This is a genomic window from Polaribacter sp. Hel1_33_78 (assembly GCF_900106075.1).
Taxonomy (GTDB): Bacteria; Bacteroidota; Bacteroidia; order Flavobacteriales; family Flavobacteriaceae; genus Polaribacter.
This window is the reverse complement of the sequence record NZ_LT629794.1, coordinates 1,853,508-1,870,520: the sequence shown is the minus strand read 5'-3', so window position 1 is coordinate 1,870,520 and position 17,013 is coordinate 1,853,508. Positions and strand designations below refer to the sequence as shown.

At 30.2% G+C, this 17,013-nt stretch carries 14 protein-coding genes; 10 read left to right on the top strand and 4 right to left on the bottom strand.

Going from position 1 to position 17,013, the window contains the following annotated elements:
* Positions 1-3 precede the first annotated feature (3 nt).
* Entirely contained in the window at positions 4-1,020 is a 1,017-nt protein-coding gene (locus BLT88_RS07955) for a homoserine dehydrogenase (RefSeq protein WP_091954075.1), read from the bottom strand.
* A 586-nt stretch (positions 1,021-1,606) separates the two neighbouring features.
* On the opposite strand from BLT88_RS07955, the gene BLT88_RS07950 reads away from it, so the two are divergent.
* The gene (locus BLT88_RS07950) at positions 1,607-2,122 is read left to right on the top strand and encodes a hypothetical protein (protein ID WP_157691160.1); all 516 of its coding nucleotides are present in this window, start codon (positions 1,607-1,609) and stop codon (positions 2,120-2,122) included.
* 471 nt (positions 2,123-2,593) lie between these two features.
* Here BLT88_RS07950 and BLT88_RS07945 read toward each other — a convergent pair whose 3' ends face one another.
* Together BLT88_RS07945 and BLT88_RS07940 are read right to left on the bottom strand one after the other, a co-directional pair.
* Entirely contained in the window at positions 2,594-5,089 is a 2,496-nt protein-coding gene (locus BLT88_RS07945) for an ABC transporter permease (protein WP_091955724.1), read from the bottom strand.
* 44 nt (positions 5,090-5,133) lie between these two features.
* Positions 5,134-5,823, bottom strand: coding sequence for an ABC transporter ATP-binding protein (locus tag BLT88_RS07940; RefSeq protein WP_091954072.1), 690 nt, complete (start codon positions 5,821-5,823; stop codon positions 5,134-5,136).
* Positions 5,824-5,852: 29 nt separating this feature from the next.
* Between BLT88_RS07940 and BLT88_RS07935 the strand changes: the two genes are divergently transcribed.
* The 6 genes from BLT88_RS07935 to BLT88_RS07910 all read left to right on the top strand — a co-directional run bounded on the left by BLT88_RS07935 (position 5,853) and on the right by BLT88_RS07910 (position 13,666).
* Positions 5,853-6,605: an arylesterase gene (locus BLT88_RS07935; protein WP_091954070.1), complete on the top strand. Its 753-nt coding sequence runs from the start codon at positions 5,853-5,855 to the stop codon at positions 6,603-6,605.
* Between the two features lie 274 nt (positions 6,606-6,879).
* Positions 6,880-10,146 carry a CotH kinase family protein gene (locus BLT88_RS07930; protein WP_091954069.1) on the top strand — a complete coding sequence of 1,089 codons (3,267 nt, stop codon included), beginning with the start codon at positions 6,880-6,882 and terminating at the stop codon, positions 10,144-10,146.
* A 221-nt stretch (positions 10,147-10,367) separates the two neighbouring features.
* Positions 10,368-10,979 (top strand): DEAD/DEAH box helicase, encoded by a 612-nt coding sequence (locus BLT88_RS07925; protein ID WP_036786438.1) that lies wholly within the window; start codon positions 10,368-10,370, stop codon positions 10,977-10,979.
* 49 nt (positions 10,980-11,028) lie between these two features.
* Positions 11,029-11,670: a thiamine phosphate synthase gene (locus BLT88_RS07920; protein WP_036786436.1), complete on the top strand. Its 642-nt coding sequence runs from the start codon at positions 11,029-11,031 to the stop codon at positions 11,668-11,670.
* Positions 11,671-11,913: 243 nt separating this feature from the next.
* Positions 11,914-13,161: a mechanosensitive ion channel family protein gene (locus tag BLT88_RS07915; protein ID WP_036786434.1), complete on the top strand. Its 1,248-nt coding sequence runs from the start codon at positions 11,914-11,916 to the stop codon at positions 13,159-13,161.
* A gap of 154 nt (positions 13,162-13,315) precedes the next feature.
* Complete coding sequence (locus BLT88_RS07910; protein WP_036786431.1) at positions 13,316-13,666, top strand: DoxX family protein; 351 nt, start codon at positions 13,316-13,318, stop codon at positions 13,664-13,666.
* Here BLT88_RS07910 and BLT88_RS07905 read toward each other — a convergent pair.
* Positions 13,663-14,040, bottom strand: coding sequence for a DoxX family protein (locus BLT88_RS07905; RefSeq protein ID WP_036786429.1), 378 nt, complete (start codon positions 14,038-14,040; stop codon positions 13,663-13,665). The two genes, BLT88_RS07910 and BLT88_RS07905, sit on opposite strands and share 4 nt — an antisense overlap.
* A 382-nt stretch (positions 14,041-14,422) precedes the next feature.
* On the opposite strand from BLT88_RS07905, the gene BLT88_RS07900 reads away from it, so the two are divergent.
* From BLT88_RS07900 to BLT88_RS07890, 3 genes are all read left to right on the top strand, one after another.
* Positions 14,423-14,818, top strand: a complete 396-nt coding sequence (locus BLT88_RS07900) for a hypothetical protein (RefSeq protein ID WP_157691158.1) — start codon at positions 14,423-14,425, stop codon at positions 14,816-14,818.
* A 70-nt stretch (positions 14,819-14,888) separates the two neighbouring features.
* Positions 14,889-15,479, top strand: coding sequence for a penicillin-binding protein activator LpoB (locus BLT88_RS07895; RefSeq protein ID WP_091955722.1), 591 nt, complete (start codon positions 14,889-14,891; stop codon positions 15,477-15,479).
* Between the two features lie 79 nt (positions 15,480-15,558).
* Positions 15,559-16,956 (top strand): COG3014 family protein, encoded by a 1,398-nt coding sequence (locus BLT88_RS07890; protein ID WP_036786427.1) that lies wholly within the window; start codon positions 15,559-15,561, stop codon positions 16,954-16,956.
* Positions 16,957-17,013: the final 57 nt, after the last annotated feature.

The window sequence follows — 17,013 nt, the reverse complement described above, 5'->3', positions numbered from 1 at the left end:
GTTTTAACCGTTAACTATTGATATGATATCATTATACAAAGCAAAACCTGTTTCAATTTTTCCTGCTCCTGCTCCAACTATCGTAGTATCTCCTAAAATACTAGAGGTGATTTTTAAGGCATTAGTAGCATCTGAAATACCATATAATGAATCATTCATTGGTATCAATTTAGGGCAAACTGAACCATGAACATTACCTTTATCATCCTTCCAAACGCTTCCAATTAGTTTCCATCTCTTATTATTTGCTGATGCTTCTTTTACATCCGAAAGTGTAATTTTAGATATTCCCTTCACTTCAATATCTTCTTGAATTAATTGCACATTAAAAACAACATTTGCCAAAATCATTACTTTAGCCAACGTGTCTAAACCTTCAACATCACTTGTAGGATCTGCCTCTGCATATCCTAGTTTTTGTGCTTGTGAAAGTGCATCATTATAAGACATTCCTAATTCCATTTTAGACAGAATATAATTAGATGTTCCGTTCATAATACCACTTACAATAGTAATATCTGAACCTAAAAGACCATTGTTTAAAACATTTATAATAGGTGTACCACTCATTACTGTTCCTTCAATTGCTAACGTCTTTCCTTTTAGTTTAGCCAAATTAAAGATGTGTTTATACCCTAAAGCAAAAGGACCTTTATTACTAGTAACAACATGTTTATCAGAATCTAATGCAGTTTCTATATGGGATAGTGCTGGTTGTCCTGTATTAATATCTGTGAAACTAGCCTCAATAATGATATCTGCATTAATTTCTTGTATTGCTTTAGGAATGTCAAGTATATTTTCTGTTAATAAACTATAATCACCATTATTAGCATTTGCAAGTATATTCTGCATATTTATACCATTAGCATCGATCTTACTACCTTTCATTGTATCCAAAATTCCTACTGTTTGTATTTCTAGATTTTTAGCTAGCGGTACTATCGAATTATTTCTTAAAATAATTTCAGCTAATCCTTGTGATACAATTCCAAATCCTACATATACTATTTTTATCATTTATAATTATTTAAATTCATTGTTATAGGACAAAACTATATATATATTCATATATAATTATTATTACAGTAAACTATTCTTTTATCATGTGTTTTAAATGAATTATATTCGTTTGTTGATACAAAACTTATTTAAAACAAAATTTAAATCGTTCGTAAAATATTTTAGTAAGTAGATAAATTTTTAGTGAAGAATTTTTAGATCTAACTTTAATGTGTTTTTGAATATAATCTAATATTCAAATTGAATACTATAAAAGAATGTAATAAGTTTTATTTTTTCATTTCACACACAATATGCTTCCCTCCTATGTCGTCGCATAAAAAGTGTTCCATTAACATTGTAGAAGAAACTTTTGAGAATAATTTTTTTAAGAAACTGTAGATAAACTTTCGCTTTTAAGCAAAGCTGAAGTTACATAACGCAGAACATTATAGTACAGTTTTATTGAAATAATAAATGATAGCCATAATTCACTATTATGAATATATCGCAGAAAGTTATGCAGGCTAAATAAGCATTGTATTTAAAATGTTTTTACACTCATTTTTGGTAATCCGAAACTTAAATTAAAAAGCTAATTAAAATGAAATTAAAGAAAAACACATGTTTTGTAATAATGGGTTTTGGAAAAAAAAACCATACTGATTTTGGCATAACATTTGACTTAGACAAAGCGTATCAAAAAATTATAAGACCCGCGGCTGAAAAATTAGGATATGAATGTATTAGAGCTAATGAAATTGACGATTCAGGGATAATCGAAAAAAGTATGTATGCAATACTAATGCAAGCTGACTTGGTAATTGCATACGTAACTACAGATAATGCAAACGCAATGTATGAAGTAGGAATTAGAGAGGCAGTTCACCCTAATTCAACCATAATTTTAAACAAGAAACAAGGAGAAAAAAGATTTGATGTAGGTCAAAATAAAATGTGTATTTATACTCCTTTAGGGCAAGTTATTGGAGATCGTGAAGCTGAAGAATGTCAAGAAAAAATAATAGAATTGATACAGAATGTAAATAAAGAGAGAGTTATTGATAGTCCTTTATTTGAATTTATAAAGGATATAATTCCGGATTTACCCGATGATTAATAAAAACACATGATGTATTTAAAAAATTGTATTCTCTTAAAAAGGTTCAATATTATTGATTATAATAATTAAAAGAAACAACCAAAAATAAAATTTCAATTAAATCAAACTGAGAAAATTTTTGAAATTTTATTTTTGGTTGTTTTTATTAGATATTATTTAATTAATTTGATTTACCTAAAATAATTACAAAGCAGTTTTGCAGTAAAACGAGATTTTTAATCGTAAAAAAAGGGTTATCAACCCTTTCCTTTTATATGGCGCTAAATATCAAGTCTGAAATTTCTCAATTTCTTGTCAAAATATCAATCCTTATCATTCCAAACATCTAATATTTTATGTAATGCACTAACAAAACATGAAACACCTACTATAATAAGTCCATAATGTGTCCATACCCCTTGATGGCCATCAGTAAAATCTTCGATGAAGATGACCTCAAAAAAAGTTAAAAATGACAGACATATTGTATTAAACTTCTTTCCTTAAAACTTCTAATGGAGGGCTTTTTAAAACAGCTCTAATATTTGTTAATCCAATGATTACAACCAATATAGTAATTCCGGGAAGAAATACTAAAAAAGGAATTGCAGAGGGTATAAAAGGTTCTTTAAATAAAAGTGCTGCTAATAGCTGGCTGCTAATTAAAGACAGTAAAATACCAATTAGACTTCCTAACATTCCTAAATAGACATATTCTAGCGCCGTAATTTGTGAAATTTGTTTGCTCTTAGCTCCTAGTGTTCTTAGTAATACACTTTCTTTTATTCGTTGATATTTACTATTTCTAACTGAACCTATTAAAACAATAATACCCGTAAGAATACTAAAGAAGGCCATAAAATTAATAATCCAAGAGACTTTATCTAAAATGTCTTCAACAATCGTGTAAATCTGTCTTAAATCTAAAATTGTAATATTAGGAAAGTTCTGGACCAAATCTCGTTGCAAAGCAGCAGAGCTCACATTATCTGATACATAGGTCGTCATCACATTAAATTGAGGTGCATTTTCTAAAACGCCAGCAGGAAATACAATTGAAAAATTAAGTTGCATATTTCCCCAATTTACTTTTCGTATACTTCCAATGGTGGTTTTCATTAAAACCCCTTGAATATTAAAAACGACAAAATCTCCGACTTTTAAATCTGCATCTCTTGCAATATTATCGGCAATAGAAATTAAAATAGGTTCACCCGCTGTCACTTCTTTGGTCCAACTTCCTTCCAATAGTTCTTCCGAATCAAGCAATGAATCGCGATAGGTTGTTCTAAATTCTCGATTTAAAATCCATCTATTCATTTTCGAAACCGTGTCTTTGCGGATATCATTTACCAACTTTCCTTTGATGCGATGCATCCTCATAGTGATAATCGGAATGTTATCTATTACCTCTAAACCTTTTGTTTGCATGGTATTCAGAACTGCTTCTTTTTGTTGGGTTTGAACATCCATTAAAATAATATTTGCACTATTTTTTTTGTTATCAATAGCCGTTTTAGCTAGCAAAATATCTTTCGTAAAATAAAGTGTGCTAATTAAGAAAGTACCCAAACCTATTGCTAAAATCAATACCATTGTTTGATTATTTGGGCGGTATAGGTTTAGTAAACTTTGGCGTTTTGTAAAATCCCAGTTCGTGGGAAAATATTTTTTAATCACTTTCATAAACAGACTTGCAATACCTGCCATAATAGAGAATGTAATTAAAATGCCAATCGTAAATATGAATCCGTTAAGGGCGTTTTTTAACATCCAAAACGAAAATAAAAAGATAAAAAGTAGGATAGTTGCTAATATAAGAAGTCGTGCCTTTCTTGGTTTTATCGAATTTTCTTCTGATCCTCTTAATACCTCTAACGGTGAAACATACCAAGTACCTAACAATGGCAGTAAAGCGAATAATACTGACATTAAAACACCCAATGTTACGCCAATCATCAATGGTTGGGCAGTGATTGATATTTGAACATCAAATGGTAAAAAATCTTTTAAAATATATGGAAATACGTATTGTAAACCGATACCAATTATAGAACCGATAATCCCTCCTATCAGTCCAATTCCAATAATTTGCAATAAATAAATGAAAAAAGTCTGTTTTCTTGTAGCTCCTAAACATTTTAAGACGGCTACATTTTTTAATTTTTCTTTGATATAAATATGAACTGAACTTGCAATACCTATACATCCCAATAAAAGGGCAATAAATGCAGCTAAATTTAAAAATTTAAAAACGTTTTCATAACTTCTACCCAAGCGTCTACTAGTGCTTGTATGTGTATCTAAATCAGCATTTTCATCATCTAAAATAGGATCTATTTTTTTATCTAAAAGTTCCAGATCCATTGCCGGTGGTGCAATAAAAAAGTATTGGTATTCTTTTCTGCTTCCCAATTGTAACAATTCTGTTTTGTCTAAAAGTCGGAAAGGAATGAGCACAGTTGGCGCTACTGAAGAAGAAATCGCTGTACTACCCGGAATGGATTTTAAAGCGCCTAGTATAGGTAACATGAGCTTCCCTAATTTGATAGAATCTCCTGTCTTTAAATTGAATTGTAATAAAAGTGTGGCATCTACAATTGCACCGCCCAATTCTTGATATTCCGAACCAGCATTTGGTGGCATTGTAACTAAGTTTCCGTAAAAAGGAAAATGACCCTCTATGGCACGAACTTTTACAAGCTTTGTTTCTTTATTTTTAGGAAAAGCAGCCATCGAGACGAAATTAACCTCTGAACCAGACGCATTTAAAGAATCTATAATAAATTGAACTTTTTTTGTAGGAAGTTGTTTGCTATCGATAATAAAGTCAGCACCCATTAAAGCTTTCGACTGATTTTTAATATTGTCTTTTAAATTTTCGCTAAATAATTGTATTGAAACAACCGCCGCAATACCCAAAATAATAGAGGCCATAAAAAGTAGTAATCTAGAGATACTTGCCTTCCCGTCTCTCCAGGCCATTTTAAAAAGCCATTGCATCAAAACTTTTGAAAATATTTTGTTCATTAAAGAACTGTTGTTTTTTCGTTAGACATTACCTTCCCTCCTTTTAATCTCAATATTTGTTCCGTTCTATTAGCTAAATCTAAATCATGTGTAATAATCACTAAAGTTGTTCCGGCTTCTTTATTCAATTGAAAAAGTAATTGAATAACCTTTTCACCAGTCTCCTCATCTAAATTGCCTGTAGGTTCATCAGCAAATAAAATTGAAGGCTTGTTAGAAAATGCCCTTGCTAGTGCAACACGCTGCTGTTCTCCTCCGGATAATTGAGAGGGATAGTGATGGGAACGATCTAATAATCCTACTTTTTCTAACAATTCCATACCAACCTTAACAGCATTCTTTTCGCCTTGTAATTCTAGAGGTACTATTACATTCTCTAAAGCAGTTAGTGTAGGCAATAATTGAAAGTTCTGAAATATAAAGCCAACCTCTTTATTCCGCAATTGTGCCCGTTGATCCTCGTCTAAATCCTTTAAATTTACTCCGCATAATTCAATGTCGCCAGCACTTGGGTGATCTAAACCAGCACACAAACCAAGCAGTGTAGTTTTACCACTTCCTGAAGGACCAACAATAGAAAATATACTGCCCTGCTCTATTTCAAAAGAAATATGGGTTAATACCGTTAAATTTTTTGAACCACTGGTATAAGTTTTCTCTAGTTCATGTATCTTTAATATCTTTGACATAGTATTCATTTAATATATATTACCAAGAAATGGGAAAATTTAAAAATAAACAATTGATCCTTAATTTTAAGGAAAGGGTTCTGAAGATTTTCTTAAAGTTTTGTTATTTTTCAGGAGTATTACTGTTAATATCTTGTGGGTCAGATAACTCTAAAAAAGAAAAAAATATTGAAAAAGATAAAATTGAAACTAACAATAATTTAAAAGAAAATAGTACATCAAAAAGGATTGTGTTTTTTGGAGATAGCTTAACAGCTGGATACGGTTTGGAGGATGTAAATGATGCGTTTCCGGGAATTATTCAACAAAAAATTGACTCACTACAATTAGATTATATGGTGATAAATTCTGGTATAAGTGGCGAAACAAGTGCTGGAGGTAAAAGTAGAATTAATTGGGTACTAAATCAAAAAGTAGATATTTTTATTTTAGAGTTAGGAGCAAATGACGGTTTACGTGGGGTTTCTTTAAAAGAAACTAAAGAAAATTTACAAGTAATTATTAATGCTGTTGTATCCAAAAACTCAGCAACTAAAATTGTTTTGGCAGGTATGCAAATCCCTCCAAATATGGGACAAGAATATACAGCTGAGTTTAAAACTATTTTTCCGGTTTTAGCTGAAAAGAACAAATTATCATTAATTCCATTTTTATTAAAAGATGTAGGGGGCGTTATCGAATTAAATCAATCTGATGGAATTCATCCAACAAAGGAAGGCCATCAAATATTAGCTAAAAATGTTTGGAAAATTTTAGAGCCAATACTTAAAGAAGTGGATTAATATAATTTAAATTTCGCCTCTTTTTTTTAAAAGAACTAATTCTTGCTATAAGCTCTAAAAAACCTTTCTGAAATTAAACTTAAAAGACTGGTCATTTAATCTATATTTCTCTTTTACAGACGTTTTGTTTAATCTGTGTGGCAAATGTATTGTCGTTTATTTCTCTTTTACAGACGTTTTGTTTAATCTGTATGGCAAATGTATTGTCGTTTATTTTGTTCAATGAGGAAAGATAGATTAATTTTGTACATCATTTATTTTCGAAATTTTATTTATGAAAAATTTATTTACACTATTCTTTATATCAATTACTATATTCTCTTATGGCCAAACAATAAGAATAAATGAAGTAGTTTCCTCTAATTCTGAATATACAGATGAAGATGGAGATTCTCCAGACTGGTTAGAAATTCATAATTTTGGAAATCAAGAGGTTTCAATTAATGGTTGGTCTTTATCAGATGATGTAAATGATCTTACAAAATGGACATTTCCAAATATTACATTAAGTCCCAATCAATACATGCTTTTATGGGCTTCATCAAAAGATCGTCGAACCAATAATTATTATAGAACACTTATCAATCAAGGAGATGAATTTAAGTACTTAATTCCTAACTCCGAGCCTCCTTCTAACTGGAATACTTTAGATTTTGATGATGCAAATTGGTCCTCAGGTTCTTCAGGGTTTGGATATGCTGATGGAGATGATACTACGCTCATTCCGAATGGCACACAGTCTGTATTTCTGAGAAAAAATTTTAATATAAGTAACTTATCAACTGTTTCCTCATTAATCTTAGATTTAGACTATGATGATGCCTTCGTTGCTTACATAAATGGTGTTGAAGTTGCAAGAGCTAATATTAATGGCAATCCACCCGCTTATGATTCAGGTACTATTACTGATCATGAAGCTCGAATGTATTCTGGGGGTAATCCAGAAAGATTTTTTATAACAAATGTCAATTCAATTTTAAATGAAGGTGATAATATTTTAACAATTCAAGCACACAATATCAGTTCAAACTCTTCGGATTTCACAATAATACCTTTTTTATCTGCAGTTTTTTCAGTTCCTAACAATTCTGGTATTGATCCACCGGCTATTTTGGATTTAACAAAGAATAATCTTCATACAAATTTTAAAATATCATCTAGTTCAGAAACTTTAAGCTTAACGGATGCTTCAGGAACTCTTGTTTACCAAATAATTGCAGAAAATCTTCCCCAAAATACTTCTATTGGTACATCTAGAACTTCTGGAGAGATTGTAAGTTATTTGGAGACTACGCCAGGTTATGAAAATTCTAACGAAGAATATTTAGGAAGTATTCAGAGTGAAGTTGTTTTTTCTCAACCAGGTGGTCTTTTTGATGTACCACTTAGTTTAATTTTATCAGGAAATACTTCAGAGGAAACAATACGATATACAATCGATGGAAATAATCCTACAGATACCTCGCCAATATATACAAGTCCTATTCAAATTAATGAGAGTATTACTGTGCGCGCACAGATATTTTCTGAAAATTATTTGCCATCTCAAGTATATACTAAATCATATATTTTAAACAATAGTTCATTTACGAGTAGTAATTTACCTATCGTTATTATCAACACAGAAAATGGTGCTACAATTCCTGATGAACCAAAAATACTTGGGACTATGAAAATAATTCAAAGGCCTGATGGTGATAGGAATTTTCTAGCCGATGCCAATACTGAAGAATTTTTAAATTACTCTGGAACAATTGGAATCGAAACCAGAGGTTCTTCTTCTCAAACCTTACCAAAAAAACCCTATGGAATTGATACTTTAGAGGATGATGGTATAGAAGATAAAGGTGTGGAATTATTAGGCATGGCAAAGGAAGATGACTGGATTTTAAATTCATTTGCTTTTGATGACAGTATGATGCGTGACTATATTAGTTACGAAATGGCCAGAAAAATGGGACAATATGCAGCTAATTTAAAATATTGTGAAGTCGTACTTAATGGAGATTACATAGGCTTGTATGCACTTTCAGAAAAAATAAAACGTGATGGAGACCGAGTAGATATCGCAAAATTATCTGATGATGAAAATTCATTTCCAGAGGTAACTGGTGGATATTTAATGCAGACCGATAGACCAGATGCCGAAGACCCTGAGGCTTGGTATAACAATGGCGCTGGGTACATTCATGAAAAACCAAATTCAGATGATATCACACAAATACAGTCTTCTTATATAGAATCAGTTTTCAGAGATTTAGACGATAATGCTACGAATTCAAATGTTACAAGTGGCTACCCATCTATTATCGATGTGCCTTCATTTGTAGATTATATGCTTATGGCAGAAATAGCATCGAATGTGGATGCCTATGCACTTAGCACGTATTACCATAAAGATCGAGGTGGTAAATTAAGAGCGGGTCCTATTTGGGATTATAATTTAACCTTTGGTAATGACTTGTTTAATGCATTTGGAACTTATTATGACCGAAGCTTTACGGATGTTTGGCAGTTTAACTATAGTAATACAGGAGCAGGTTTTTGGGGAGATTTATTTCAAAACGCAACGTTTAAATGTTATTTATCTAAACGATTTGATGAAGTTACAAATCCCGGAGGAGCCTTAAATTATAGCTACATATCAGATTTAATAGACAACACCGTTGCATTAATTTCTGAAGCTGTAGTTCGTGAAAATCAACGATGGAATACAATTCCTGATTTTTCAGGCGAAGTGAGTAATATGAAAACGTGGATACAAGAACGAATTACATGGATGGGGAATAACCTTGGTGGATTTTCTAATTGTACAGCGATAAACACGCCTTCTTTAGTAATTACTAAAATTGATTACAATCCGCAAGAAACAAATGAGTTTCCTGAGAGTGATGACCTAGAGTTTATAGAAATTAAAAATACAGGAACTACAAACGTAGATTTAACCGGAATCTATTTGATTAAACTAGGTGTTTCATATCAATTCGAAAATAATGCAACCATTGAAGCTGGTCAATCTATTCAATTAGCAGGAGATAGAGATACTTTCATAGCTAGATATGGTGTTGTACCTTTTGATACATTTCAAAGAGATTTATCAAATAGCAGCCATAATTTAGTTTTAGTAGATGCTTTTGGAAATCTCATTGATCAAGTTGAATATTCGGATAAGGCACCTTGGCCAGAATCTGCAGATGGTGCTGGATTTTATTTAGAGCTTATAGATATTAATTCTGATAATTCGCTGGCGAGTAGTTGGAAAGCTAGTTCAAATTTAGTTTTAGACACGAATGCTTATAATCACAGTGCATTCGTTTTTAATGTCTATCCAAATCCAGCCGAAGATAAGTTGAAAATAAACTCGGAACAAACCATACAAAAAATCACAATTTTCAATCTTTTAGGGCAGGAATTAAGAGCAACGAAAGTCAATTTTAAGTCAGGAGAAATTGATATAAGTGCACTTCACAAGGGAGCCTATTTTTTAAATTTGAAGTTTATCAATGGTGCAAGTGTTTCGGCTACGATTTTTAAACAATAAGTTACTCATGCTACAGACAAATTAATAATATTTATCATTTGATATTTAACTCTATATAAACTTTATAAATAAGCGAGATAAAAAGTAGTAAAAGGATCTGAATTTATCTAGTAAATTGTTACCAACAAAAAGCATAACATAAAAATACTTACGTCAATTTAGTTGTACATTTGTCCACTTTATAGTCAATAGTTTACGAAACAATTATCTATTTAATTCTTATGCCTTTTAATAAATTACATTCTCATATAAAAGAGGAGCTCGAATCTTTAGAAATCACAACACCAACCCCTTTTCAGAAGACTAGCATACCAGTAATAAAAAGTGGTGCTAATATATTTTGTACAGGCTCTAAAAATACAGGAAAAACTACTACCCTTATACTTACCACCTTACATAAATTAAAATGTGAAGAAGTTGGAGCTGCACCGAGAGCGATGGTTTTAGTAGAAGATAGAGATTGTGTATTAGCTTTACATGAAGCTTTTATGCCATACACGAGACATAGTTCGTTGCGTGTTTATGCATGTGATGATAAACATCACATTGAATTGCTAACTTCAGAGATTTTTGAAGGTGTAGATATTCTTATTGCTACGCCCAAAACAGTCTGTAAGTTGCTATTATTAGAAGGTATAAATTTAACGCAATTAAAAATATTTAATATAGACGATGCCGATTTTTTGAGCTCTAAATCTGCTTATACAGATCTTTTGGCGATTACACAAGGCATTCAAAAATGTCAATATGTGTTATATTCAGAAAAAATAAATTCTATGTTAAAACGCTTAGAAACTAATTTTATGCAGTATTCTAGGACGGTAGCTGGATAAAAACGTTTTTTAATTATCTAAGTTATTTTTTTATTAAAATGAAGACATTATGATTCCTAAACTACACTACATCTCTCAGGGGAACTCTCCTAAAGAGCATCTAGATAATATCCAAAAAGCATGTTCAAGTGGCTCAGAATTAGTACAATTGCGTTTAAAAAATATCTCAGAAAAAAAATGCTTAAAATTAGCTACCGAAGCTAGAGAAATTACTTCTCATTTTCAAACTAGACTGATAATAAACGATTACTATAAAATAGCAAAAGCCATAAAAGCAGATGGTGTTCATCTAGGTGAAACAGATTGCTGCCCTTTAGAGGCAAGAAAGCATTTATACACTTGGCAAATTATTGGAGGAACCGCAAATACCTTACAAGATTGCGAAACATTAATCAGTAAACAAGTTGATTATATCAGTTTAAGTCCTTTTAGGCATGCAGTAACTAAAGGCAATATATTTAAAGTTTTAGGTTTAAACGGATATAACGAAATTATTGAAGCTTTAAAAACTGAGACACCAATTATTGGTTTTGGAGGCATCAATACAAAAGACGTTACAGCGATTTTAGAAACGGGTATTTCTGGAATTGCTGTATCGGATGTAATCACTAAGAATTTTGATGTTATAAGAACATTTAATCAATTATTAAAAGCTTCTTCAACAAAAGAGTTGCGCCATACATTCAAATAGAATGCGCAGATGTGATGCAAATTATTACAGTTTAATTCTGAGTCTAGATATGTTGTTTTGCACTAAAAATTAATTTTCTTTCAATTTCTTTATTTCTTATTCTATATTCATTTTGTTTATTGAGAAATCCATTGAAATAAAACTTACGAAACTAAAGGATATATATACAGGAATACTTATTTTTATGACAAATTAGAAGTTTAAGGGATATTACTCTTTTACTTTTTATAAAACTGCATACTTATGAATATTGGTCACTTTTTATATGACTATTTAGTAATGAAGGGAATGTCTGAGACATCAGCAAAATATTTAAATATGCTCGTTTTACTAGCATCATTATTAGTGATTTCGTTCTTAGTACATTTTATCATTAGAAAAATTATAATGGAGTTATTCACGAAGTTTGCAGCAAAAACTAGGAGTAATTTTGATGATTTACTTGTAAAAAATAAAGCTCCTAGAAATATCGCTCAAATTATTCCATTAATTGTGGTTTTAGAACTTGTGCCGATTGTTTTTATTGATTTTACTTTTTTTGCAGGGATTGTTAAAAAAGGATTGCAAGTGTTTGCAATTGTCCTTATACTCTGGATTGTTCGAAGCCTCCTAAATACTCTCAAAGATTACTTCAAAACATTATCTAGTTTAAAAGATAAACCCATTGATAGCTATATTCAGGTTATTATGATATTGGCTTGGGTATTTGGTATATTATCAGCTTTTGCCATTATTACGGGAATAGAGTTCATTAAATTTATTACTACTATTGGTGCAGCTTCGGCGGTTATTATTCTTGTGTTTAGAGATACCATTCTAGGCTTTGTCGCCAGTATTCAGGTTTCTATAAATGACATGGTAAGAATTGGTGATTGGATAACCTTTGAAAAATATGGAGCAGACGGTGATGTTATTGAGATCAATCTATCTACGGTAAAAGTGCAAAACTTTGATAAAACCATTACTACGATCCCTACCTATGCTTTAATTTCTGACTCCTTTAAGAACTGGAGAGGAATGGAAAATTCAGACGGAAGACGTATAAAAAGGTCTTTAAATATTAAGTTAAATAGTATTAGTTATTTAACTAAAGAAGAGGTTTTTAAGTTAAAAAAAATTCATTCTATTGCTTCTTATTTAGAAACCCGTCAATCTGATATTGAAGACTATAATACGAATCATAATATCAACAAAGAGTTACTATTAAATGGTAAAAACTTGACAAATATCGGGGTGTTTAGAAAGTATATTGAGACCTACATTGAAAACCATTCTGGCACTAATAAAGAGATGATGATTATGGTACGTCAACTAGCTCCAGGCACGCAAGGAATTCCTTTAGAAATTTATGCTTTTAGCAATGATAAACGCTGGAAAAATTATGAATATATTATGGCAGACATATTCGATCATATCATAGCTGCGGTGCCCTATTTTAGTTTAGAAATTTTTGAATTTCCTAGTAACGCAAGTTTTATGAATACAAATTAGAATATATATATTAATTTCAACCTATCCGTGTTGAATCAGAAATGTTTAATTACTTTTTAAATTATATATAAAACTTTGTTGTTAGCTTAAATATTAACTGTTTTATCGTAAACTTGTACAAAACTAGAACTCTTTAACTTTAAATAAAAATAAATTGGATTTACTTTCAGTATTAACTTGGTTTTCGAGTTTGGCGTTTATTTATTTCGGAATTAATTGTTTTTATTCAGAATTTATTATTTCAGAATTTAAACGTTATGGTTTACCACAGTATAGAAAAATGACTGGATTTCTACAATTAATAGGTGCAATGGGTTCGTTAAGTGGTCTATACCTTATTCCAATATTACTACTAGCAGCATCCATAGGGTTATCTTTATTAATGTTTGCTGGTTTTGTAGTGAGAATAAAAATTAAAGATAATTTTATAAAATCTTCTCCTTCTTTTATTTTTGCAGTTTTAAATTTATGTATCGCTTTTAAGACTTTTAATCAATACTTTTAAAGAGATGCATAGGCAATAATCAGGTTCATTACAATAAATAAAAAGGCAGGAAATGATTTATACCACTCGTCTTTTACTTTAATATGCATTATTATTGATCCTATCAATAAAATGGTTAAACCTAAACTTCCTATTAAAACTAAGTTATCAAATCGAATCGAAGCTATTAATACTAAAGCCAAACTTACTTTTAAAAAGCCAATTACATAACAAAACTCTTTTGATAAACCATATACTTTAAATTCTTCAATAATATTTTTGGAAGCACCACCTCTCCATTTTGTAGGTTTTCTTGATTGAATTAACCAAACATTTAACATACTGATTGAGATAATAATTTTTAATACAATAATTACATAGTCGATTAGATCCATTAATTTATATTTTTAATTAGTATGAATTGAAACGAATTTATAAAAAATAATCTGATTGTAGTGTTCTATTAAGCTTCAAATTTGTAAAATTTTATTTCATTCTGAAAAAAGAAAAGAAATTTACTTTGAAGTTATTTTCAATCAATTAAAAATAGATATCAGGAATGGAATCATATTCAAGTAAGGTTTATTGAAAAAAATATTTTTTATTACCAAAAATAAACTTAAATTAAATTTGTTCAAAACAAATTACATTAAGCTCTAGAAAAAGCCAAAAGAGTTATTCTTAAAAAAAAATATTTAGGTATATTTTACAAAAAGTTTTTGTTTTTTTAAATTATTGGCATAGTAGTTGGTATTTTAGTTGTTAAATAAAGAAAAAATGAAAATTAAGAATTTTACAATAATCCTATGTACTTTATTAAGTTTTATGGGAATAGCTCAGAACTCCATTGAATTAGGAACTGATCAGAATCCGAACTATAAAATTAGTTTAGATAAATATGTTGCAGCAAGTAAAGATATTAGTCAAACCTTAACTCAAGGCACTACTTCTCAAGAAACCTATGTAGCGATAGATCCTATGGAAGAAAAAAGAAAACGGAAAGAGTTAAGAAAATATTTTAGATCTCAGCGCCCTTTATGGAGACATCAAGAACGTCTTGAGCGTGCTAAAAACCCATCTTTCTTTAGAGGTAGAAATAGAAGTTTTAATACTAGATATGGTAATAATTTCTTTAATAGAAGTTGGTTTAATAACCATTCTTTATTAAACTAAAGAGTCCTACTTTATTAAATTTTGACTAAATTTGATTATCACAAAAACGAATATATATATTAGAAAAATTATGAGAAAACAACTTATTATTGTAACGTTAATTATTGCTGGTTCATTAGCTTTAGCATCTTGTGCTAGGCAAGTAACGCGTGTAAATTCGAATACTCAAATAGATATTAGTGGACGATGGAATGACACAGATTCTAGGTTAGCGGCCGAAGAACTAACTGATGAAATTTTAAATGGCGATTGGCTTACTGATTTTATGCAAGCAAATGAAGGAAAAAAGCCTGTGTTAATTGTTGGCTTAGTTAGAAATAAATCTCATGAACATATTGAATCAGAAACTTTTATTAAAGATATTGAAAAAGTTTTGATTAAAAAACAAAGTGCTCGAATTGTTTCTGGCGGAAAAATGAGGGAAGAATTAAGAGCAGAACGAGCTGATCAACAAACAAATTCAGCAAGTTCTACTGTAAAAAAATTCGGATTAGAAACAGGTGCTGATTTTATGTTACAGGGAAGTATTAATTCTATTGTAGATGCTCATAAAAGAGAGAAAATTACATATTACCAAATAGATTTAGAGCTAACAAACCTTCAGACAAGTGAAAAAGTTTGGATAGGTGATAAAAAAATTAAAAAGTTTGTTAAAAATTAATATTACTTAATTAGATATTAAAAAAGCTTTTCTCATTTATAGAAAAGCTTTTTTAATAAAAATAACTTCTTTTTTTAATATGAAGAAAACTGCTTTATATACAACCTTATTGTTGTTTTTTCTATTTTTTAATAGTTGCGCTACTTACAATTTAAAAAGTCAAGAATTTCAAACAGCTCTTCAACAGGGTGAAACTGAGAAAGCACTTAAGTTTATCGATGCGAATTCTTTTTTAAAAAAGAAAAGAAATTTACTACTTTATTATTTCGAAAAAGGAAAAATAGCATACCTCAATGGAGATTATGAATTAAGTAATTCTTTATTGAATAAAGCAGATCTGTTTATTGAAGAAAATAAAAAATATTTGGGAGGAAAAGTTTTGGGTATGCTCTTAAATTCGGAAATGGAGACTTATACAGGTGAAGATTTTGAAAAAGTTACTATTCATTACTACAAAGCCTTAAACTATATTTTTCTAAACAAATTAGATGAAGCTCTAGTAGAAGCAAAAAGAATTAACCTTCAACTGCAGCAGCTTAATGACAAATATCCTGCAGGGCAAAAAAATAGATATACCTCCGACGGATTCTCCTTAAATATACAAGGTTTTTTGTATGAAGCTTCTGGAGATTTGAATAACGCTTTTATTTCTTACAGAAATGCCGTAAATTTATATTTAGCTAATAGTGGTTCTTTTTTTGGAACTACTTTACCCGAGCAATTGAAAAAAGATGTTTTAAGGACAGCTGCAGCACTGGGTTTTACAGATGAACTTGATCGGTATCAAAAACTACTTGCAACTACTTATTCTCCAAAAGAAGAAAATATAGAAGGAGAGTTAATTCTTTTTTGGGAAAACGGTTTAATTCCCTTTAAAGATCAAACTTTTTATAGTTTTACAGTTTTACCAGGAAATACAGATGGTGTTGTTTCTATCTATAATGAGGAGCTGAACCTTACACTTCCAGTTCCAATAAGTAAAGGAAAAGGAAAAAATAATAAATTTTCTGATATTGAGATTTTTAACGTAGCTTTTCCTAAATACGTTAAAAGAAATCCTTATTTTTTTAAAGCTAGCATTATAAAAGATTCTATTACAACTGCTGATTTTCAATTAGCTCAAAACTATGAGGATGTTGCTTTTAAAACATTAAAAGACCGCGCCGTGCGTGAAGTAAGTAAAGCAGCTATTAGATTAGGCACAAAAAAAATATCAGAACACCTTTTAAAAGAAGAAAATAAAGATTTAGGAGCTGCTTTAGGAATCTTTAACGCCTTAACTGAAAGAGCAGATACAAGGAACTGGCAAAGTTTACCGAATAGTATTTATTATGCTCGAATTCCTTTAAAAAAAGGAAAGAATACTATTTCTATATTACTAACAGCTGCTAACGGAATTTCTAAAGAAGAAAAAGTTTATGTGGATAGTAGAAAAGGAATTCAATTTAAAAAGATAACAAGCATTAAATCTTACTAAAGATATAGCATAACCTTTCTAAAAAGGCTTCAAAATTCTTGAGGAGTAAACGCGCTG

Coding starts and splice junctions, on each gene's coding strand:
- BLT88_RS07915 (WP_036786434.1), top strand. CDS start 11,914: ATGAATATTGGTCACTTTTTATATGACTATTTAGTAATGAAGGGAATG.
- BLT88_RS07900 (WP_157691158.1), top strand. CDS start 14,423: ATGAAAATTAAGAATTTTACAATAATCCTATGTACTTTATTAAGTTTT.
- BLT88_RS07905 (WP_036786429.1), bottom strand. CDS start 14,040: ATGGATCTAATCGACTATGTAATTATTGTATTAAAAATTATTATCTCA.
- BLT88_RS07930 (WP_091954069.1), top strand. CDS start 6,880: ATGAAAAATTTATTTACACTATTCTTTATATCAATTACTATATTCTCT.
- BLT88_RS07920 (WP_036786436.1), top strand. CDS start 11,029: ATGATTCCTAAACTACACTACATCTCTCAGGGGAACTCTCCTAAAGAG.
- BLT88_RS07940 (WP_091954072.1), bottom strand. CDS start 5,823: ATGTCAAAGATATTAAAGATACATGAACTAGAGAAAACTTATACCAGT.
- BLT88_RS07945 (WP_091955724.1), bottom strand. CDS start 5,089: ATGGCCTGGAGAGACGGGAAGGCAAGTATCTCTAGATTACTACTTTTT.
- BLT88_RS07935 (WP_091954070.1), top strand. CDS start 5,853: ATGGGAAAATTTAAAAATAAACAATTGATCCTTAATTTTAAGGAAAGG.
- BLT88_RS07955 (WP_091954075.1), bottom strand. CDS start 1,020: ATGATAAAAATAGTATATGTAGGATTTGGAATTGTATCACAAGGATTA.
- BLT88_RS07950 (WP_157691160.1), top strand. CDS start 1,607: ATGAAATTAAAGAAAAACACATGTTTTGTAATAATGGGTTTTGGAAAA.
- BLT88_RS07895 (WP_091955722.1), top strand. CDS start 14,889: ATGAGAAAACAACTTATTATTGTAACGTTAATTATTGCTGGTTCATTA.
- BLT88_RS07925 (WP_036786438.1), top strand. CDS start 10,368: ATGCCTTTTAATAAATTACATTCTCATATAAAAGAGGAGCTCGAATCT.
- BLT88_RS07890 (WP_036786427.1), top strand. CDS start 15,559: ATGAAGAAAACTGCTTTATATACAACCTTATTGTTGTTTTTTCTATTT.